Annotated in this window: 17 protein-coding genes; 8 read left to right on the top strand and 9 right to left on the bottom strand. The window is 70.7% G+C overall.

The window, feature by feature from the left end; translation table 11 throughout:
* Window positions 1–21: 21 nt before the first annotated feature.
* Window positions 22–606: an alpha/beta hydrolase gene (locus ACIHFB_RS38740; protein WP_365283018.1), complete on the top strand. Its 585-nt coding sequence runs from the start codon at window positions 22–24 to the stop codon at window positions 604–606.
* On the opposite strand, the gene ACIHFB_RS38735 is transcribed toward ACIHFB_RS38740, so the two are convergent.
* Window positions 590–1,390: a sugar phosphate isomerase/epimerase family protein gene (locus tag ACIHFB_RS38735; RefSeq protein ID WP_365283491.1), complete on the bottom strand. Its 801-nt coding sequence runs from the start codon at window positions 1,388–1,390 to the stop codon at window positions 590–592. The two genes, ACIHFB_RS38740 and ACIHFB_RS38735, sit on opposite strands and share 17 nt — an antisense overlap.
* 18 nt (window positions 1,391–1,408) lie before the next feature.
* On the bottom strand, window positions 1,409–2,377 hold the full coding sequence (locus tag ACIHFB_RS38730; RefSeq protein ID WP_365283017.1) for a bifunctional helix-turn-helix transcriptional regulator/GNAT family N-acetyltransferase: 969 nt from the start codon (window positions 2,375–2,377) through the stop codon (window positions 1,409–1,411).
* Window positions 2,378–2,557: 180 nt separating this feature from the next.
* Here ACIHFB_RS38730 and ACIHFB_RS38725 point away from each other — a divergent pair, with 180 nt between their 5' ends.
* The 4 genes from ACIHFB_RS38725 to ACIHFB_RS38710 all read left to right on the top strand — a co-directional run bounded on the left by ACIHFB_RS38725 (window position 2,558) and on the right by ACIHFB_RS38710 (window position 7,021).
* A complete protein-coding gene (locus tag ACIHFB_RS38725) occupies window positions 2,558–3,133 on the top strand; it encodes a TetR family transcriptional regulator (RefSeq protein ID WP_400129362.1) in 576 nt (191 codons plus the stop codon).
* Window positions 3,134–3,290: 157 nt separating this feature from the next.
* Window positions 3,291–3,896, top strand: coding sequence for a (2Fe-2S)-binding protein (locus ACIHFB_RS38720; RefSeq protein ID WP_400129361.1), 606 nt, complete (start codon window positions 3,291–3,293; stop codon window positions 3,894–3,896).
* A gap of 3 nt (window positions 3,897–3,899) precedes the next feature.
* On the top strand, window positions 3,900–4,874 hold the full coding sequence (locus ACIHFB_RS38715) for an FAD binding domain-containing protein (RefSeq protein WP_400129360.1): 975 nt from the start codon (window positions 3,900–3,902) through the stop codon (window positions 4,872–4,874).
* Window positions 4,874–7,021: a xanthine dehydrogenase family protein molybdopterin-binding subunit gene (locus ACIHFB_RS38710; RefSeq protein WP_400129359.1), complete on the top strand. Its 2,148-nt coding sequence runs from the start codon at window positions 4,874–4,876 to the stop codon at window positions 7,019–7,021. The genes ACIHFB_RS38715 and ACIHFB_RS38710 overlap by 1 nt, the downstream gene beginning before the upstream one ends.
* 118 nt (window positions 7,022–7,139) lie before the next feature.
* Here ACIHFB_RS38710 and ACIHFB_RS38705 read toward each other — a convergent pair whose 3' ends face one another.
* The gene (locus ACIHFB_RS38705) at window positions 7,140–8,186 is read right to left on the bottom strand and encodes a LacI family DNA-binding transcriptional regulator (RefSeq protein ID WP_365283012.1); all 1,047 of its coding nucleotides are present in this window, start codon (window positions 8,184–8,186) and stop codon (window positions 7,140–7,142) included.
* Between the two features lie 311 nt (window positions 8,187–8,497).
* Here ACIHFB_RS38705 and ACIHFB_RS38700 point away from each other — a divergent pair, with 311 nt between their 5' ends.
* The 3 genes from ACIHFB_RS38700 to ACIHFB_RS38690 are packed head-to-tail and all read left to right on the top strand — an operon-like array spanning window position 8,498 to window position 11,651.
* Window positions 8,498–9,649, top strand: a complete 1,152-nt coding sequence (locus ACIHFB_RS38700; RefSeq protein WP_365283011.1) for a Gfo/Idh/MocA family oxidoreductase — start codon at window positions 8,498–8,500, stop codon at window positions 9,647–9,649.
* Window positions 9,646–10,815 carry a dihydrodipicolinate synthase family protein gene (locus tag ACIHFB_RS38695; protein ID WP_400129358.1) on the top strand — a complete coding sequence of 390 codons (1,170 nt, stop codon included), beginning with the start codon at window positions 9,646–9,648 and terminating at the stop codon, window positions 10,813–10,815. The genes ACIHFB_RS38700 and ACIHFB_RS38695 overlap by 4 nt, the downstream gene beginning before the upstream one ends.
* Window positions 10,816–10,850: 35 nt before the next feature.
* A complete protein-coding gene (locus ACIHFB_RS38690; RefSeq protein ID WP_400129476.1) occupies window positions 10,851–11,651 on the top strand; it encodes a sugar phosphate isomerase/epimerase family protein in 801 nt (266 codons plus the stop codon).
* A gap of 241 nt (window positions 11,652–11,892) precedes the next feature.
* On the opposite strand, the gene ACIHFB_RS38685 is transcribed toward ACIHFB_RS38690, so the two are convergent.
* From ACIHFB_RS38685 to ACIHFB_RS38660, 6 genes are all read right to left on the bottom strand, one after another.
* A complete protein-coding gene (locus ACIHFB_RS38685) occupies window positions 11,893–12,855 on the bottom strand; it encodes a helix-turn-helix domain-containing protein (RefSeq protein ID WP_400129357.1) in 963 nt (320 codons plus the stop codon).
* 245 nt (window positions 12,856–13,100) lie between these two features.
* On the bottom strand, window positions 13,101–13,490 hold the full coding sequence (gene rbsD / locus ACIHFB_RS38680; RefSeq protein WP_400129356.1) for a D-ribose pyranase: 390 nt from the start codon (window positions 13,488–13,490) through the stop codon (window positions 13,101–13,103).
* Window positions 13,487–14,482, bottom strand: a complete 996-nt coding sequence (locus ACIHFB_RS38675) for a ribokinase (RefSeq protein WP_365283006.1) — start codon at window positions 14,480–14,482, stop codon at window positions 13,487–13,489. Before ACIHFB_RS38675 ends, rbsD begins: the two co-directional genes overlap by 4 nt.
* Before the next feature lie 44 nt (window positions 14,483–14,526).
* Window positions 14,527–16,476: a substrate-binding domain-containing protein gene (locus ACIHFB_RS38670; RefSeq protein WP_400129355.1), complete on the bottom strand. Its 1,950-nt coding sequence runs from the start codon at window positions 16,474–16,476 to the stop codon at window positions 14,527–14,529.
* Window positions 16,466–17,986: a sugar ABC transporter ATP-binding protein gene (locus ACIHFB_RS38665; protein WP_365283004.1), complete on the bottom strand. Its 1,521-nt coding sequence runs from the start codon at window positions 17,984–17,986 to the stop codon at window positions 16,466–16,468. The genes ACIHFB_RS38670 and ACIHFB_RS38665 overlap by 11 nt, the downstream gene beginning before the upstream one ends.
* Entirely contained in the window at window positions 17,983–19,014 is a 1,032-nt protein-coding gene (locus ACIHFB_RS38660) for a LacI family DNA-binding transcriptional regulator (protein ID WP_365283003.1), read from the bottom strand. The genes ACIHFB_RS38665 and ACIHFB_RS38660 overlap by 4 nt, the downstream gene beginning before the upstream one ends.
* Window positions 19,015–19,093: the final 79 nt, after the last annotated feature.

Raw genomic sequence — 19,093 nt, 5'->3', positions numbered from 1 at the left:
GGGCCTGAAATCATCAACGCCATGACCGCGCGCTCCTACCTCATCCTCCACGGCTGGCAGAACCACCGTCCCAAGGACCACTGGCAGCACTGGCTCGCCGACCGTCTCACCGCACTCGGCCACCACGTCACCTACCCCCAGCTGCCCGACCCCGACGACCCGGACCTGGAGGTCTGGCTCACCGAGCTGGCCGGTCGTCTCAGGGAGTTGCCCGCCGACTCCGAGCGTGTCGTCCTGGCCCACAGCGCCTCGGCCGTCCTGTGGCTGCACGCCGCCGCCCGCGGCCTCCCCGGACTCGGCAGCGTGGATCGGGTGCTGCTGGTGGCCCCGCCCTCCGCCTCCGTGCTCGTAAGACATCCGGAGGTGGCCGAATTCGCCCCGCCCGTCCTGGACTTCACGCTCCCCGGGCCCACCCGTCTTGTCGCGGGCGATGACGACCCGTACTGCCCGGAGGGTGCCGACACCGCGTTCGGCGACCCTCTCGGCATCCCGACCGACATCCTCCCGGGCGCCGCCCACCTGGACCTGGACGCCGGTTACGGCTCCTGGCCCGCCGTGCTGGACTGGTGTCTGGACGCCTCCGTGGAGTTCACGCCGAATCGTTGAGCAGACGGGACAGGTGCTCACGCCCCGGGCCCAGCAGTTCCGGAAGCGGCGCCGCCCCCTCGTACCACCGCTTCTCGTACTCCCAGCACAGCCAGCCGTCCCAGCCGTGCCGGGAGAGGACCTCGATGCACTCGGTGAGGGGGAGCACGCCTGCGCCGAGGGGCAGCGGGGTGGTGTCGGTGGCCGAGGCGATGTCCTTGACCTGGACGTAGCCGAGGTGGGGGGAGAGGGCCGCGTAGGTCTCGGAGGGCTGTTCGCCGCCGAGCCAAGTGTGCATGACGTCCCAGAGGGAGCCGACCTGGCGGTGGCCGACCGGGCCCAGGATACGGATCGCGGCGGCGCCGGTGCGGTGGGAGTCGTGGGTTTCCAGGAGGATGCGCACGCCGAGGTCGCCCGCGTACTCCGCGGCCGTGCCGAGGCGTCGGGCGGCCGTCGCGTCGGCCTCCTCGGCGGACTGGTCCGTCGCGGCCCCGGGGAAGACCCGCACGAAGCCTGCGCCCAGGTCGCGGGCGAGGTCGAGGAGACGGTGGATCTCCTCGACGACCGGCTCGTCGGCGCCGGGTGCGGCCACGCGCGCGTAGCCCGCCACGCCCAGTACCTCCACCCCCGCCCCCTTGAACTCGGCCACCACGTCGGCCCGTTCGGCCAGTCCGATGCCGGGGTGCACCGGCTCCTCAGGATGCGCACGCAGCTCGACGCCGTGATAGCCGTGCGTGACCGCGAGTCGCAGCACGTCCGGAATGGGGAGGCCAGGGACGCCGAGGGTGGAGAACGCCAGCTTCATGGTCATCGACCCTACTCGTCACTCGGGCGTCTGGTGCAGATCCATGCGCCAGTCCTGACCGGTCAGATCCTTGCCGAAGGAGCGGTGGGGCTTCTCGGCGACGAGGACGAAACCGTGGCGCTGGTAGATGCGGCGGGCGGCGCCGAGGATGTCGTTGGTCCACAGGACCAGCTCGCGATAGCCGACGCCGCGGGCGAAGTCGACGACGGCGCGGACGAGGCGGTCGCCGATACCGAGGCCGCGGGCGTCCGGCTCGACCAGCAGCAGCCGCAGTCGTGCCGTGCCGGGGGCGTCGTCCCGTACGCACATCACACAGCCCACCGGCCGGCCGTCCAGCTCCGCGATCCACACCCGCTCCAGGTGGGGGTCGTGATCCTCCGCGAAGTCGGCGACGATACGCGCCACCAGGCCCTCGTAGTCGGTGTTGAAGCCGTACTCGGCGGAGTACAGCGCGGCGTTGCGCTGCACGATCCAGCCGAGGTCGCCGGGGCCGGGCTCGCGCAGGACGACGTCCTCGGGGCGATGGGGGTCCCCCCGCTCGAGCGAAGCCGAGAGTGAGGGAGGGCGGGCGGCGGAGAGGACCGTACGGACCGTGTGCATCGCCTCGGTGAGGCGGGGGCGGTCGGCGGGCGGGACGGTGGAGAGCAGCGCGCCGACGGATTCGTCCGCACGCTCGGCGAGCAGCGCGGCGGTCTCGCGGCCGCGTGCGGTGAGGGCGACGGTACGGCGGCGTGGGTCGCGGCGGGAGAGGGCGCGCTCGATGAGGCCGTCCTGCTCGAACTTGTTCAGGATCCGGCTCAAGTAGCCCGAGTCCAGGGAGAGTTCGGCCCGTAGATCGGCCGCGTCCGTGTGCGGGGAGCGCGCGAGTTCGTACAGCACGCGGGACTCGGTGAGGGTGTACGGGGCGTAGAGGTGGCGGCTGTAGTCGAGGGCGCCGATGACGTTCGTGTAGAAACGGTTGAAGGCGCGGATGTCCTGGACGGTCATGGGTATCGCCCCCGGTTGGTCGACTCGGGATGTCTGACTCAGTCAGAGGTTCCGTAGGTCGAGACTAGGGCACCGGCATCGCCGGGGCCACCCCCTTGTCGCCGCCGACCCGGCGAACGCTCGCCCCGCGCCGGGTGGCCATATCTGATGACATCGGGTGTCATCACTAGGATGGGCGGCATGAGTCGATGGACGCCGGACGCAGCGGGACGCCTGTCGCGCGCCGCGCAGGAGCTGTATGCCGAGCGCGGATTCGAGCAGACCACGGTCGCCGAGATCGCGGAGCGGGCCGGTCTGACGAAGCGGACGTTCTTCCGTCACTTCCCCGACAAGCGCGAGGTGGTGTTCCCGCTCTCGGACCGGATTCACCAGGTGATCGTCGATGCCATGGCCGCCGCGCCGGCCGACCTCTCGCCGATCGCCGTCGTCGTGGAGGGGTACGGCGCCGCGGCGGACATGCTCAACATGGGGCATGCGGCCACCCGGCGTCGCCGGGACATCATCGCGGCCAACCCGGAGCTTCGGGAGCGAGAGCTGACGAAGTTCGCCAAGACCAGTGGGATCGTGGCCGAGGCGTTGTGCGAGCGCGGTGTCGCGCCGCGGTCCGCCTTCCTGGCCGCCGCGGCGGGTGCCGCCGCGTGGAGAGCCGCGCGCGACGCCTGGATCGAGGATTCGGAAGTGCGCGACCTGCGTGCGCTGCTGCATGAATGCGTGGAGGAGCTCAGGGCCGAGGTGGCGGCCCCGCTCGCTCCCTGAACTGCACCTGCCGGCGCGCTTCACTCCGCTCTGCACCGGTGTTTCCTCAGTCACGTTCGCATTGATGACACCGGGTGTCGTCACTAGAGTATGATGACACCTGGTGTCATCACATCCCTGGGGCAACTCTCCCGCCCGAGACCGGAAGGCATGGCGCATGTCGGAAACGCTCGACGAAGCAACCACGCTGAAACGACGAACCTTCGTCGCGGCATCGGCAGCGGTGGCCGGCGCGCCCCTGCTGGGCCCGGACCGCGCCGCCGCCGATGTCGAAGCGCCGGAGACCGTTCCCGCCGATCGGCCTTCGACCGTTCGTCTCACGGTCAACGGCGAACGCCGGACCGCGGAGATCGACAACCGCACCTCGCTGCTCGACCTGCTGCGCGAACACCTGGCTCTCACCGGCCCGAAGAAGGGCTGTGACCAGGGCGCCTGCGGTGCCTGTACCGTGCTCGTCGACGATCGCCGGGTGAACGCCTGTCTCACCCTCGCCGTGATGCACGAGGGCGCGGACATCACCACCGTCGAGGGCCTGGCCCGAGGCGACGAACTGCATCCGCTGCAAAGGGCGTTCATCGACCACGACGGTCTTCAGTGCGGCTACTGCACCCCCGGCCAGATCACGTCGGGGGTCGCGTGCATCGCCGAGGGGCACACGGGCTCGCGGGAGGAGATCCGCGAGTGGATGAGCGGCAACCTCTGCCGCTGCGGGGCCTACACCAACATCGTTTCCGCGATCGAGCAGACAGCGAAGGAGGTGTGAGCGTTGCACCCCTTTGCCTTCACAAAGGCCTCCAGCGCCAACTCCGCACTGAGCGCCGGCGCCCGCGGCGGTCGTTACATCGCCGGCGGGACCACACTCGTCGACCTCATGCGGGAGACCGTCGAACGGCCGGCGCATGTCGTCGACATCAACGGCCTCCCGTACGACGACATCGCGGTCACCCGGACAGGGCTCCGCGTCGGATCCCTGGTGCGGATGAGCGAGCTCGCCGCGCATCCGCAGGTGCGCGCCGGCTACCCCGCCGTGTCGCAGGCGCTCGAACTGAGCGCCTCCGCACAGCTGAGGAACATGGCCTCCATCGGCGGCAACCTCATGCAGCGCCCCCGCTGCCCCTACTTCCGGGACGTCCACTCCGCGTGCAACCGGCGCGAACCGGGCTCGGGATGCGACGCCCTGCATGGCGACAACCGTATGCAGGCCATCCTGGGGACCAGCGACCACTGCGTGGCAACTCACCCTTCGGACCTGGCAGTTGTCCTCGTGGCGCTGGACGCCGCGGTCCAGGTGCGGGACGTGGACGGCTCACGCTCCATCCCGGTCCGGGACTTCTTCCTCCGCCCCGGAGACACACCCCAGGACGAGCACGCGCTCCGGAAGGGCGAACTCATCACCTCCCTGACCATTCCCGCGGGAGCGCACACCCGGCGCTCGGGCTATCTGAAGGTCCGTGACCGACAGTCCTACGAGTTCGCCCTCGCGTCCGCGGCGGTGGCGCTGGACATCAGCGGCGGCGTGGTGCGGGACGCCCGGGTCGCCGTCGGTGGCGTGGCGACCGTGCCGTGGCGGCTGCCCAAGGTGGAGCACGCGCTCATCGGCAAGCGGCCGGGACGCAGGACGTGGACGAATGCCGCCGCCCTCGCGGCCGACGGCGCGACGCCCCTGTCGGAGAACGCCTTCAAGGTGCAGCTCGTCGAACGCACCGTGCGCCGCCAGCTGATGACGATCGGAGGACAGTGATGGCAACCCCCGTCGTCGGGCAGCCGCTCTCCCGCGTCGACGCCCGCCGCAAGGTGACCGGAGCGGCCACGTATGCGGCCGAGCACCGTATCGAAGGCCTGCTGTACGGCGTGATCGTCAACGGCACGGTGGCCCGCGGCACGGTGAGCGAGGTCGCGGTGGACGCGGCGCTCGGGCATCCGGGCGTCCTGCACGTCCTGACCGACTTCGGCGGCCTGCGGCTGGCCCACCCGGTCGACCGGCTCGCCTTCTACGGCCAGCCCATCGCGGTCGTCGTCGCGGAGACCCTGGAGGCGGCGACCCACGGCGCCTCGCTGGTCGAGGCGACGTACGAACGGCAGGACGCGATCACCGACTTCGACGATCCGGACCTCCCCTCGCAGACACCCGAGGACGAGCCCGACTACAGCCGTGGCGACCCGGTGGGCGCCATGGGTTCCGCGCAGGTGAAGGTCGACCTGAATCTCTCGATCGCCCGGGAGAACCACAACCCCATCGAACTGCCGTCGACCATCGCCCGGTGGCAGGGGGGACGGCTGACGCTCTGGGACAAGACCCAGTGGGTGCAGGGCGCCGCGCGCAACGTGGCCGGGGCGCTCGGCATCGCGGTCGGTGACGTACGCGTGCACGCCGAGTTCGTGGGCGGAGGGTTCGGCAGCGGAATCCAGACCTACGACCACGTCATCCTGGCTGCGTTCGCCGCGCGCGAGGTCGGCAGGCCCGTCAAGGTGGTTCTGACCAGGCGTCAGTTCTACTACGGCACCGGGTTCCGGCCGGCCAGCCGGCACCGGATGGCCCTCGGCAGCAGTACGGCCGGACGCGTCGGCGCTCTCGTCTACGAGGTCCGCATCGAGAACGCGCGCTACCAGACCTACACGGACGGGCTCACCGACCTGCCGCAGTTCCTCTACGGCGTCCCCAACACCAGCACCGCCTACCGGGTCACCCCCATCGACGTCCATTCCCCCTGCTCCATGCGCGGACCGGGGGTGGTGAGCGGCAACTTCGCCCTCGAGACCGCGATGGACCAACTGGCCCACGAACTGGGCGTCGACCCCGTCGAACTGCGGCTGCGCAACGAACCGACCCGGGACGAGGTCGCGCAGATCCCCTTCTCCACCCGGAAGTTGCGCGAGTGCTACGAGACCGGCGCGCGTCGCTTCGGCTGGTCCCGGCGGAAGGCGAAGCCGGGCGCGAGCACGGACGGGGACCTGCTCATCGGCATGGGCATGGCCACCGCCTCGTACCACAACAACCGACGCGACTCCAGCGCGTTGGCGCGGATCTCCGCCGACGGCACCGCCACGGTGTTCGCGGCGACCGGCGACATGGGGCCCGGCACGACCACATCGGTCATGCAGGTCGCCGCGGACGCCCTGGGACTGCCCGCCGAGTCGGTCACCTTCCGACTGGGCGACTCCACGTACCCAACTGCCCCCCTGCACGCGGCCGCGTGCACCATGGCCAGCGTGGGCTCCGCCGTCCACACCACCTGCAACGCGCTGAAGGCCGAGTTCGTCCGTAGGGCCGTGGCGGACCCGGACTCCCCCCTGCACGGCGCGGACCCGCAGGACGTACGGGCCCGCGCCGGCCACCTGGAGACCTCCGACGGACGTGCCCGGGACAGCTACCGGGACATTCTGCGGCGGGCCGATCTGCCGAGCCTCGAAGTCAACGGCAACTGGGGCCCGGGCGACGCCGACACGCGGATCTCGACGTACGGCTACGGGGCCGTCTTCGCCGAGGTGTCCGTCGATCCCCTGCTGGGCCTCGTCCGGATCCGGCGGATCTTCGCGGCCTACGACGTGGGGCGGGTGATCAGCCCCAAGCTCGCCCACAGCCAGGCCATCGGAGGCATGGTCGGCGGCATCGGAATGGCCCTGCTCGAAGGGACCGTCACCGACCACCGCGACGGCCGCATCGTCAACGCGAGCCTCGCCGACTACCTGGTGCCGGTGAACGCGGACGTCCCCGACCTGGACGCCGCATTCATCAACACCGAGGATCCCCAGGCCGATCCGATCGGCGTGAAGGGTCTGGGCGAGATCACCATCGTCGGCGTGGCCCCCGCCATCGGCAACGCAGTCTTCAACGCAACAGGCAAACGCCTGACGAACCTCCCCATCCGCCCGGAGGCACTCCTCTGACGCCCCCGCCACGGCACCCCCGCACGACCCTGACGGCCCTGCCCGGCCGGGTCACCGGTTCGACGACGGTGCCGGGCCGCCCCGGCACCGTCCAGCCCACCCCCGAGTAACCGGCCCCTCAGGCCCGCGGCACCCCCGAAGACCCCCGCACCATCAACTCCCCCCGAACCGTCGCGATCCCCCCGTGCGGTGGCTCCTCGCGTCCCATGGCGATGCGTCCCGCCCGCGCCCCCGCCTCCGCGAGCGGCAGGCGGACCGTCGTCATCGCGGGTACCGCGTCGATGCTGAACGGGAGGTCGTCGAAGCCGGCGACGGAGACGTCGTCCGGGATTCGCAGCCCGGAGTCGCGGAGCGCGGCGCACGCGCCCAGGGCGACGGAGTCGTTCGCGGCGACCACGGCCGTCAACGACGGGTCCCGGCGCAGGAGTTCGAGCGTCGCCTCGTAGCCGGACCGCCGGTCGTAGCGGCCGTGCACCGTCCAGCGCGGGTCTTCCTCGATGCCGTGCGCGGCCAGCGCCGCCCGGTGGCCCTCCAGACGGTGGCGGGTCGTCGTCCGCTCCTCAGGACCCGCGATATAGCCCAGCCGTCGGTGACCGAGGCCGATCAGGTGCTCGGTCAGCTCCCGTCCGCCGCCGCGGTTGTCGAAGGTCAGCGCGATCGCCTGGGTGTCCGGCGCCGGCGGTCGTCCGCACAGCACCACCCGTGTCCCGGCATCCTCCAGCTTCCGCAACTTCGCGGCCACCGCCGCCGCGTGGGGCTGGTTCTCCACGGCCCCGCCGGTCAGCACCACGGCCGCGGCCCGCTGCCGCTGGAGCAGGGTCAGATACGTCAGCTCACGCTCCGGCGAGCCCCCCGTGTTGCAGACCACGGCCAGGCGCTCACCCCCGGCACGTCCCCCCGGCCCTCCGATCTCCGACTGGATGGCCCCCGCCATGATCCCGAAGAACGGGTCGGCGATGTCGTTGACGAGAATCCCCACCAGGTCCGACGTCGCAGCGGCCAGCGCGCTCGCCGGGCCGTTCAGCACGTAGTCCAGCTCGTCGACCGCCCGCAGCACCCGCTCGCGGGTGGTGGCGGCCACGGGGTAGTTCCCGTTCAGCACGCGCGACACCGTCGCGGGGGAGACCTGTGCGCGGGCCGCCACGTCCGCCAGGGTCACCGTCATCTCGTCGTCCTCCGGTCAAGCATCTCGTCCTACCTCGTCGTACTCGTCATGTTCCGACGTACGTCGTCGTAGACATGCCGCCGCAGGTCACGGTTCCGGCATACCGAGCAGACCTTAAGGGCATGGAACCCATTTGTTCGCCCCCTCGAACAACTCGACCTCGTCACGGTCTTGTCCAGACCCCTGGTCAGAGGCTAGCTTCTGATGAGAGATAGAAAGCGCTTGCTGTATCGCTCACCTGTGAAGCCGACGAGGTCGGTGGGGCGTACGCGGCGCGCTGAACCGCGTACGACGCCTACGAAGGGAACGACGTGACACGCAAGACGGTGCGTATCGCCATGAATGGTGTGACGGGGCGCATGGGCTACCGCCAGCACCTGGTCCGCTCGATCCTCGCCCTCCGCGAGCAGGGCGGCCTCGATCTCGGCGACGGCACCGTGCTGTGGCCGGAGCCGATCCTGGTCGGCCGCCGCGAGCACGCGCTCAGGGCGCTCGCCGAGCAGCACGGCCTGGAGCACTTCTCGACGGACGTCGACGCGGTCCTCGCGGACGACACCGTCGACATCTACTTCGACGCCCAGGTGACCTCCGCCCGCGAGGAGGCGCTCAAGAAGGCCATCGCCGCCGGCAAGCACATCTACACCGAGAAGCCGACGGCCACCGACTTCGAGGGCGCCCTGGAGCTGGCCCGTCTCGCCGACGCGGCCGGCATCAAGCACGGCGTCGTCCAGGACAAGCTCTTCCTCCCCGGCCTGCTCAAGCTCAAGCGCCTCATCGACGGCGGCTTCTTCGGCCGCATCATGTCGATCCGCGGCGAGTTCGGCTACTGGGTCTTCGAGGGCGACTGGCAGGCCGCCCAGCGCCCCTCCTGGAACTACCGCTCAGAGGACGGCGGCGGCATCGTCGTCGACATGTTCCCGCACTGGGAGTACGTCCTCCACGAGCTGTTCGGCCGCGTGAAGTCCGTACAGGCCACCGCCATCACCCACATCCCGCAGCGCTGGGACGAGAACGGCAAGCCCTACGACGCGACGGCCGACGACGCCGCGTACGGCATCTTCGAACTCGACGGCGGCGCCATCGCCCAGATCAACTCCTCCTGGGCCGTCCGCGTCAACCGCGACGAACTCGTCGAGTTCCAGGTCGACGGCACCGAGGGCTCCGCGGTCGCGGGCCTGCGCAACTGCCGTGTCCAGCACCGCAGCTCGACTCCCAAGCCGGTCTGGAACCCCGACATCCCGGCCACCTACTCCTTCCGCGACCAGTGGCAGGAGATCCCGGACAACGCCGAGTTCGACAACGGCTTCAAGGCCCAGTGGGAGCTGTTCCTCAAGCACGTCTACGCCGACGCCCCCTACCACTGGGACCTCCTCGCCGGCGCCCGCGGCGTCCAGCTCGCCGAGCTGGGCCTGAAGTCCTCGGCCGAGGGCGTCCGTCTCGACGTACCGGAGATCGCGCCGTGACCATTCGACTCCCGGACGGACAGGGGGGTCTGCGGACGTACGCCCCCCGCCCCGAACCCCTCGCCGTCACCCCCGGCACCCCCTTCACCTCCCGTACGGTCTTCTCCGCGGCCCACGTCGTCGCCGATCCGTACGCCGACGTCAGCCCCGACTCGGCCGCCGCCGTCGACTGGGACGCCACCCTCGCCTTCCGCCGCCATCTGTGGTCGCACGGGCTCGGTGTCGCCGAGGCGATGGACACCGCCCAGCGGGGGATGGGGCTGGACTGGGCGGGCGCCGCCGATCTCATCCGCCGTTCGTCGGCCGAGGCCAAGGCCGTCGGCGGCCTCATCGCCTGCGGCGTGGGCACCGACCAGCTGTCCGTCACCGAGATCGGCTACCCGTACAGCCTCGACGAGATCCGGACCGCCTACGAGGAGCAGCTCGCGCTGGTCGAGGAGTCGGGCTCCCAGGCCATCCTCATGGCGTCCCGGGCGCTGGCCGCCGTGGCCAAGAGCCCCGAGGACTACCTCGACGTCTACGGCCATCTGCTGCGCCAGGCCACCGAGCCCGTGATCCTGCACTGGCTGGGCCCGATGTTCGACCCCGCGCTGGAAGGCTACTGGGGCAGCACCGACCTCGATGCCGCCACGCGCACCTTCCTCGATGTCATCGCCGCGCACCCGGACAAGGTCGACGGCATCAAGGTCTCGCTGCTCGACGCCGAGCGCGAGATCGACATCCGCCGCCGCCTCCCGGAGGGCGTCCGCTGCTACACCGGCGACGACTTCAACTACCCCGAGCTGATCGCGGGCGACGAGCAGGGCTTCAGCCACGCTCTGCTCGGCATCTTCGACCCGCTGGGGCCGCTGGCGGCTCAGGCGGTACGGGTGCTGGACACGGGCGACGTGGCCGGATTCCGCGGGCTGCTGGACCCCACGGTCGAGCTGTCCCGGCACCTCTTCCAGACCCCGACCCGCTTCTACAAGACGGGCGTGGTCTTCCTGGCCTGGCTCGCCGGTCACCAGTCGCACTTCACGATGGTCGGCGGCCTCCAGTCGGCCCGTTCCCTCCCGCACTTCGCCCGCGCCTACGAACTGGCCGACGGCCTCGGCCTGTTCCCGGACCCCGGGCCGGCGGAGGAGCGGATGAAGAACCTGCTGTCCCTGTACGGAGTGACCCAGTGAGCGATCAGGACCTGTCCCGCTTCTCCATCAACCAGATGACGGTGAAGCAGCTCGGCATGCCCGAACTCGTCGATGCCTGCGGGCAGTTGGGCATCGGCAACGTCGGCCTCTGGCGCGAGCCGGTCCAGTCGTACGGCCTCGATGCCACCGCGAAGCTGGTCCGCGACGCGGGCCTGACGGTGACCACCCTCTGCCGCGGCGGCTTCCTCACGGCGATCGACGCGGGGGAGCGGGCGAAGGCCCTCGACGACAACCGGCGGGCCGTCGACGAGGCCGCCGCCCTCGGCACCGACACCCTCGTCCTGGTCTCCGGCGGTCTGCCCGCCGGCTCGAAGGACCTGCACGGCGCGCGGGAGCGGATCGCCGACGCGCTGGGCGAGTTGGGGCCGTACGCCGAGTCCCACGGGGTGCGGCTGGCGATCGAGCCGCTGCACCCGATGTACGCGTCCGACCGCTGCGTGGTCTCGACGCTCACCCAGGCCCTGGACCTCGCGGAACGCTTCCCCGCGCAGCAGGTGGGCGTGACCGTGGACACGTACCACATCTGGTGGGACGACAACGCGCCCGCGCAGATCGCCCGCGCCGGCGCCGGCGGCCGTATCCACACGTTCCAGCTCGCCGACTGGACCACACCGCTGCCGGAGGGCGTGCTGAACGGCCGCGGGCAGATCGGCGACGGGGCGATCGACATGCGGGAGTGGAAGGCGTACGTCGAGGCGGCCGGCTACACCGGGGCCATCGAGGTCGAGCTGTTCAACGACGGGCTGTGGGCCCGGGACGGGCGCGAGGTGCTCGCGGAGACCGCGGAGCGGTTCGTGGAGCACGTCATCCGGTAACCGGAGCACGTCATCCGGTGAGCGGAGAGGCCCGTCCGAGGTGCGGCCCCACCGCCGGTGCCGACGCCCGGCAGTGGGGGCCGCACGCCGGTCCCCCGCTTTCCCCCGCGATGCGGCGGGTTTTCCCCCGGGCAACAGGATGTCAAGGCAAAGCGTTCAGATCCTTGGCAGGGCGTGCACGGATCTAGGCGATTCCTGCACGCTTCAGTGCGATATGCGGGGCTGCCGGAGGTGGTCGCGGTCAGGTGTGGTGGCGGTAGTCCCGGGGCGGCATTCCGTACGTCCGCCGGAAGACCCGGCTGAACGCCGCCGGGTCGATGAAGCCCCAACGGGCCGCCACCGTCTGGATGGGGCGGGCGCGCAGACGCGGGTCGGTGAGATCGCGGCGGCAGCGCTCCAGACGGCGGTGGCGGATCCAGGCGGCCGGTGTCGCGCCCTCCTCGGCGAACAGCTGATGCAGATGCCGTACCGAAATGCCGTGCGCGGCCGCGACGCCCGCCGGAGACAGTGACGGGTCGGCGAGGTTCTGGTCGATGAAGTCCCGGATCCGCGTGTGCAGGGCGCGTCGGCGGGCCTCCGGGGTCAGCGCGTCCTCGGCGTCCAGACAGTCGCCGATCACGGAGGCGAGCAGGTCCGTGGTCACGGTGGCCAGCGTCGGGGCATCGGCCTCGGTGAACTCGTCGGCGCGGGCCGCGAGGTCGGCCAGCCAGCGGTACAGCACACCCCCCATACCCCGGTCGAGCGGGATCGGCTGGGCCAGCACCCGCCGCACCGTCCGCGGCGGCAGCGGCAGCACCGCACGCGGAATCGTGACGATCACCGACGACACGGTGTCCGGCGACATGCAGTGCCAGGACTCGTACGGCAGGCTGCTGTCGATGAAGGTGAGATCCCCGGCGGCGAACGCCCGGTCGTGCCCGTCCTGCGCGACGACTCCCTTGCCGTGGAACTGGCAGTTGATCAGGTAGACCTCGGGATCGGCGCGCCGGATCAGCCGTGGTGTGCGCACGGACACCAGATGCGCGAACGCCACCGAGGAGATCTGCACATCACCGAGCGGCAGCAGACGCGTCGTCGCGCGGAAGTCCTCCCGGCAGTCGGTGCGCAGCAGATGGGGCATGTACGTGCGCGCGCTGATGTCCTGCCACAGATCCCAGCGCTCGGCGGACGCCACGACTTCGGTTGTGAACTCCTGGACCAGCATCGGCGTACACCCCCACCCGGCACCGCACGGCAACCTCTGGGCCATGGTAAGGACCCGGCTCGCGGCCGGGTCGAAAAAAACTGGAGACACCGTGCAACCCTTCCGGCAGTCCGTGGGTCGTACTTGGCATCAGGACTTCTGGAGGGGGATCTGGGGGGATCGCGGGGGTTCTGATGCGGAGGGGAAAACGCGAGGGGGCCCGGTCGACGGACCGGGCCCCCTCGATTTCGTGCGGAGCGGTGGGGCTAGAAGAAGACCCCGCACCTCAGCAGCACATTGGCGTACGGCTGTGCTTCCCCCGTCCGTACGACCAGACGCGCATGCGCCGACAGTTCTTTGAGCTTCTCGTGGGAGACCAGTTCCAGCCCGGGGAAGTGATCGTCCAGCAGCGCCGTGGCCGCCGGATTGGCTTCCCGCACCTCGCTCGCGGCCGTCGCGCCCTCGACGACCAGCTCGGTCAGCAGACCGTCCAGCACCTCGGCGAAGGACGGCACCCCGGCCCGGAAGGCCAGGTCCACGACGCGGGGCCCGTCCGGGATCGGCATACCGGCGTCGCACACCAGCACCCCGTCCCCGTGCCCGAGCTCGGCCAGCGCACCGGAGAGATGACGGTTGAGGATGCCCGCCCGCTTCACAGGGACTCACCTCGCACGTGCTCTCCGGTCAGCCTGTCCGAGCCGTCTTTCCTGCCGGGGGTCCGGGGGTTGTCCCCCGGGACAGCACAGCACAGGGCGTCGACTTCCTGGGCCGTCGGGAAGGACTCCTGCGCGCCCGGCTTGGTGACGGCCGCCGCCCCGACGCGGGCCGCGTACGCCGCCGCCTCCGTCAGGGACGCGCCCGCGCCCAGTTTCCAGGCCAGGGCCGCGGTGAACGCGTCGCCCGCGCCCGTCGTGTCCACGGCGTCCACCTTCACGGAGGGGACCCGGGTGACACCCTCGGGGGAGGCCACCAGCGCGCCCTCCGCGCCCAGCGTCACGACCACCGAGCGCGGGCCCTTCGCGAGCAGGATCCGTGCCCAGTCCTCCGGTGTGTCCCCTACGGCGGCCTCGCCCAGGATCACCTTCGCCTCGTGCTCGTTCACGATCAGCGGGTCGCAGGCCGCGAGGAGCTCCGACGGGAGCGGACGCGGCGGCGACGGATTCAGTACGAAGCGGCTGCCGTCCGCCAGGTTCCGTACCACCTCCACGACCGTCTCCAGCGGAATCTCCAGCTGCGCCGAGACCACCCGGGAGGCCTGGAAGAGGCTGGCCGCGATGCGCACGTCCGGCGGTGTCAGACGGGCGTTGGCGCCGGGCGAGACCACGATGCTGTTGTCCCCGGACGGGTCGACGGTGATCAGCGCGACCCCGGTCGGCGCGCCGCCGACCAGGACGCCCACCGTGTCGACCCCGGCCGCCTGCTGCGAGTCGAGCAGCAGCCGGCCGTGCGCGTCGTCGCCGACCCGGGCCAGCAGGACCGTACGGGCTCCGAGACGGGCGGCCGCGACCGCCTGGTTCGCGCCCTTGCCGCCGGGGTGGACGGTCAGGTCGGAGCCGAGCACCGTCTCCCCGGCACCGGGCCGCCGCTCGACGCCGATCACCAGATCGGCGTTGGCGGATCCCACGACCAGGAGGTCGTAGTCGTACATGAAAATCTCCCCGATTCAGTCCGAGTCGGTCGGTTGAGGCTCGGTCAGCCGCCGAAGCCGGCCACGTTCTCCTTCGTGACCACCTTTACCGGCACCTTCACCGTCTTGCTGACGTTCTTGCCTTCGGCCGCCCGGACGGCGTTGTCCACGGCGATCTTCCCGAGCTCCTTGGGCTGCTGCGCCACGGACGCGTACAGGGTGCCCGCCTCGACCGCCTTCAGGCCGTCCGGAGTGCCGTCGAAGCCGACGACCTGGACCGACGTCCCGGCCTTCGAGCCCAGCGCCTTGAGCGCCCCGAGCGCCATCTCGTCGTTCTCGGCGAAGACGCCGTTGATGTCGGGGTGCGCCTGGAGCAGGTTCGTCATCACGTCGAGGCCCTTGGTGCGGTCGAAGTCCGCGGGCTGCTTGGCGACGACCTTGATGCCCGGGTACTCCTTGAGCCCGGCCGCGAAGCCCGCGCCGCGCTCACGGCTCGCGGACGTACCGGCCTGGCCCTGAAGGATCACGATCGTGCCCTTGCCGCCCAGCTTCTCGGCGAGCGCCTTGGCGCCGAGCTTGCCGCCCTCGATGTTGTCGGAGGCGACCAGCGCGGCCGTGTCCGCGTTGTTGACGCCGCGGTCGACGCCGACGACCGGGATGTCGGCCTGGTTGGCGGCCTGCACCGAAGGGCCGGCCGCGTCCGAGTCCACCGGGTTCACGATGATCGAGCCGAGGCCCTCGCTGGTGAAGTTCTGCAGCTGGTTGGCCTGCTGCGAGGCGTCGTTCTGCGCGTCGGTGACGGTCAGGTCGACGCCCAGCTTCTTCGCCTCCTCCTGGGCACCGGCCCGGATCTGCACGAAGAAGGGGTTGTTGAGCGTCGACAGCGACAGGCCGATCTTCTGCTGCGCCGCGCTGGAGGAGCCGCCGTGCAGCAGCGAGGTGGCGCCGACTATCGCGGCCGCGACCACCGCGGCGAGGACGTACGTCACCGCCTGCTTGCTCTTGTTGCCGCCCCCGCCGGTCGTGACCGGAGTCGCCCCGGCCTTGCGGCGCACGGTGTCCAGCAGCACCGCCAGCGCGATCACGACACCGATGACGACCTGCTGCCAGAAGGCCGACACGGACAGGAGGTTGAGGCCGTTGCGCAGCACCGCCAGGATCAGCGCGCCGATCAGCGTGCCGGACGCCTTGCCGGTACCGCCCGCGAGCGAGGCGCCACCGATCACGACGGCGGCGATGGCGTCCAGCTCGTAGCCCTGCGCGGCCTGCGGCTGCGCGGAGGACAGCCGCGAGGCGAGCACGATGCCCGCGGCCGCCGCGAACAGCCCGGAGAAGGCGTAGATCGCGAGCTTCTGCTTCTTCACCCGCAGACCCGACAGCCGGGCCGCTTCCTCGTTGCCGCCGATCGCGTACATGGAGCGGCCGATGTACGTCCGTCCCAGCACGAAGGCCGTGATGAGCCCCATGACGATCATGACCAGGACGGGCACGGGCAGCCAGCCGCCCAGGGTGTCCCCGAGGTGCGAGACCGAGTCGGGGAAGGCGATCGGGGAGCCCTGCGAGATGACCAGGGACAGACCGCGGGCCACGGACAGCATGGCGAGCGTCGCGATGAACGGCGGCAGTTTGCCGTACGAGATCAGGAAGCCGTTGACCAGGCCGCACGCGATGCCGGTGGCGATCGCCATGAGCACGGCGAGGACGACCGGGACGCCTTCCGAAGTGGCGCTCCAGGCGAGGACGGTGGCCGACAGGGCCGCCACCGAGCCGACCGACAGGTCGATGCCCGCCGAGACGATCACGAAGGTGACACCGAAGGCGAGGATGGCGGTCACGGCCGCCTGGACGCCGACGTTGAGGAGGTTGTCCGTCGTCAGGAAGTCGCCCGACAGCGCCGACATGGCGATGACGAGAACGATGAGCGCGGTGAGCGCGCCGTTGTCGAGCAGCAGGCGGCGCAGGCCGTTCGTGGCGCTACTCGCGCCCGTTGTGCTCTTGAGCGTGTCAGCGGCCACGGGGGGCCTCCACTTCGGTGGTAGGGGTGCTCACGGCGAGTGCCATCACCGCGTCCTGCGTTGCCTCGTCGGCGGCCAGTTCGCCCGCGATCCGGCCCTGGGCCATCACCAGCACCCGGTCGCTCATGCCGAGCACCTCGGGCAGATCGCTGGAGATCATCAGTACGGCCGCGCCCTGGGCGGTGAGTTCATTGATGAGCTGGTAGATCTCGACCTTGGCGCCTACGTCGATCCCGCGCGTCGGCTCGTCGAGGATCAGCACCTTGGTGTCGGCGAGCAGCCACTTGCCGATGACGACCTTCTGCTGGTTGCCGCCGGACAACGTCCGTACGTGCTGGCCGAGTCCGGCCATGCGCACCCCGAGCTGCTCGGCGATGCGCGAGGCCGCCGCCCGCTGTCCCTTGAGGTCCACGAGACCGGCATGGGAGGTGGTCCTCATCGTGACCAGCCCGAGGTTCTCCTCGACGGAGGCGTCGAGCACCAGCCCCTGTCCCTTGCGGTCCTCGGGGATGAGCCCGATCCCGGCGGTCATGGCCGCGTTCACGTCATGGCCGCGCAAGGAGGCACCGCTGACCTTCACGGCACCCTTGTCGTACGGATCGGCCCCGAACACGGCCCGTACGACCTCCGTACGGCCGGCTCCGACGAGCCCCGCGATGCCGACGACCTCACCGGCGCGCACCTCGAAGGACACGTCGTGGAAGACGCCGTTCCGGGTGAGCCCCTCCACCTTGAGCAGGGCGTCCCCGGCCTCGGCCCGCTCCCGCGGGTACTGCTGCTCGATCGACCGCCCGACCATCAGGCGTACGAGTTCGTCCTCGGGCGTGGTGGCCGGGACCTGTCCGACGCTCCTGCCGTCGCGGATGACGGTGACCCGGTCGCCGATGGCGGCGATCTCCTCCAGGTGATGGGTGATGAACACGATCCCGACGCCGTCCTCGCGCAGCTTGCGCACGATGGAGAACAGCTTCTCGACCTCGTCGGAGGTGAGCACCGCGGTCGGCTCGTCCATGATGAGCACGCGCGCGTGGAGGCTGAGCGCCTTCGCGATCTCGACCATCTGGAGGCGCGCGATACCGAGTTCACGGACACGCGCGCGTGGCGACACACGCACGCCCACGCGCTCCAGCAGGACGGCGGCCTCGGCCTCCATCCGCTTGCGGTCGATCATCCCGTAGCGGCGCGGCTGGCGGCCCAGGAAGATGTTCTCGGCGACCGTCAGATCGGGGACGAGGTTGAACTCCTGGTAGATGGTGGCGATCCCGAGGTGCTCGGAGTCCTGCGCACCGTGGATGCGCACCTCCTCGCCACCGGCCAGGATCCGCCCTGAGTCCGGCGTGTAGGCGCCGGAGAGCATCTTGATGAGGGTGCTCTTGCCGGCGCCGTTCTCGCCGAGCAGCACATGCACTTCGCCGCGCCGCACGTCGAAGTCGACGCTGTCGAGCGCGACCACGCCGGGGAAGGTCTTGCGTATGCCTTCGATGCGCAGCAACTCGTCCGGGTTGCTCACGGATTGCTCCTTTGTGCGGGGGACGGCTCTGGGGGAGCGGACTCGCCGCACGAGCGGCGTACGACGAGCCGGGCGGGGAGGGTGACGGACTCGGGGGGCCGGCCTTCGATGCGGTCGACGAGCGCCCGGACGGCGGCCCGCCCCAGCTCTCCGGTCGGCTGGGCGATCGCGGTGATCGGCGGATCGGTGTGCACGAACCAGCGGATGTCGTCGAACGCGGCGAGCGCGATGTCGTCGGGGACACGCAGCCCACGCGCGCGTACGGCATCCAGCGCGCCGAGCGCCATCAGGTTGTCGGCGGCGAAGACGACCTCGGGCGGCTCGGCCAGATCGAGGAAGCCCTCGGTGACCCGGCGTCCGCTCTCGGCCTGGAAGTCGCCCATGCCTATGTACTCGTCCCGGAGGGGAAGGCCGTACTCGGCCAAGGCTTCCCGGAAGGCGGCGACGCGCTCGCTGCCGGTGGTGGTGGCGGCGGGGCCCGCGATGATGGCGAGCCGTCGATGCCCGAGCCCGTGCAGATGCGCGACGAGATCCCGTACGGCGGCCTGTCCGTCGGCCCGTACGACCGGCACGTCCACGCCCGGAATCCACCGGTCGACGAAGACCATCGGCGTCCCGGCCCGCGCGGCGTCCAGCATCAGCGGGGAGCCGCCGTCGGTGGGGGAGACCAGCAGTCCGTCGATCCGCCGGTCCAGCAGATTGCGTACGTGGTGGTCCTGCAATTCGGGCCGCTCGTCGGCGTTCCCGATGATCACGCTGTAGCCGAGGGCGCGGGCCTCCTCCTCGACGGAGCGGGCCAGTTCGGTGAAGTACGGGTTGAGCACATCGCTGATGACCAGCCCGAGGGTCTGGGTCTGGTCGGTGCGCAGGGAACGGGCGACGGCGTTCGGGCGGTAGCCCAGCACCTCGACGGCAGCCAGCACGCGCGTGCGTGCGTCGGCGCTGACCGACGGATGGTCGTTCAGGACCCGCGACACCGTGGCGACGGAGACCCCCGCCTCGGCAGCGACGTCCTTGATGCTCGCCATCGCCGCTCCACCTCCTTGTGGATGACTCTGTGATCGATTCCTTGGAATCGATTACATCGATTGCGTACAGAGGATTGGA

This window comes from Streptomyces sp. NPDC051963 (assembly GCF_044593495.1).
Taxonomy (GTDB): Bacteria; Actinomycetota; Actinomycetes; order Streptomycetales; family Streptomycetaceae; genus Streptomyces.
This window is presented reverse-complemented; position numbering and strand designations above follow the sequence as displayed.

Coding starts and splice junctions, on each gene's coding strand:
- ACIHFB_RS38675 (WP_365283006.1), bottom strand. CDS start 14,482: ATGTACGACTACGACCTCCTGGTCGTGGGATCCGCCAACGCCGATCTG.
- ACIHFB_RS38725 (WP_400129362.1), top strand. CDS start 2,558: ATGAGTCGATGGACGCCGGACGCAGCGGGACGCCTGTCGCGCGCCGCG.
- ACIHFB_RS38740 (WP_365283018.1), top strand. CDS start 22: ATGACCGCGCGCTCCTACCTCATCCTCCACGGCTGGCAGAACCACCGT.
- ACIHFB_RS38735 (WP_365283491.1), bottom strand. CDS start 1,390: ATGAAGCTGGCGTTCTCCACCCTCGGCGTCCCTGGCCTCCCCATTCCG.
- ACIHFB_RS38705 (WP_365283012.1), bottom strand. CDS start 8,186: ATGACGGTGACCCTGGCGGACGTGGCGGCCCGCGCACAGGTCTCCCCC.
- ACIHFB_RS38730 (WP_365283017.1), bottom strand. CDS start 2,377: ATGACCGTCCAGGACATCCGCGCCTTCAACCGTTTCTACACGAACGTC.
- ACIHFB_RS38720 (WP_400129361.1), top strand. CDS start 3,291: ATGTCGGAAACGCTCGACGAAGCAACCACGCTGAAACGACGAACCTTC.
- ACIHFB_RS38685 (WP_400129357.1), bottom strand. CDS start 12,855: ATGCTGGTCCAGGAGTTCACAACCGAAGTCGTGGCGTCCGCCGAGCGC.
- ACIHFB_RS38660 (WP_365283003.1), bottom strand. CDS start 19,014: ATGGCGAGCATCAAGGACGTCGCTGCCGAGGCGGGGGTCTCCGTCGCC.
- ACIHFB_RS38710 (WP_400129359.1), top strand. CDS start 4,874: ATGGCAACCCCCGTCGTCGGGCAGCCGCTCTCCCGCGTCGACGCCCGC.
- ACIHFB_RS38690 (WP_400129476.1), top strand. CDS start 10,851: ATGACGGTGAAGCAGCTCGGCATGCCCGAACTCGTCGATGCCTGCGGG.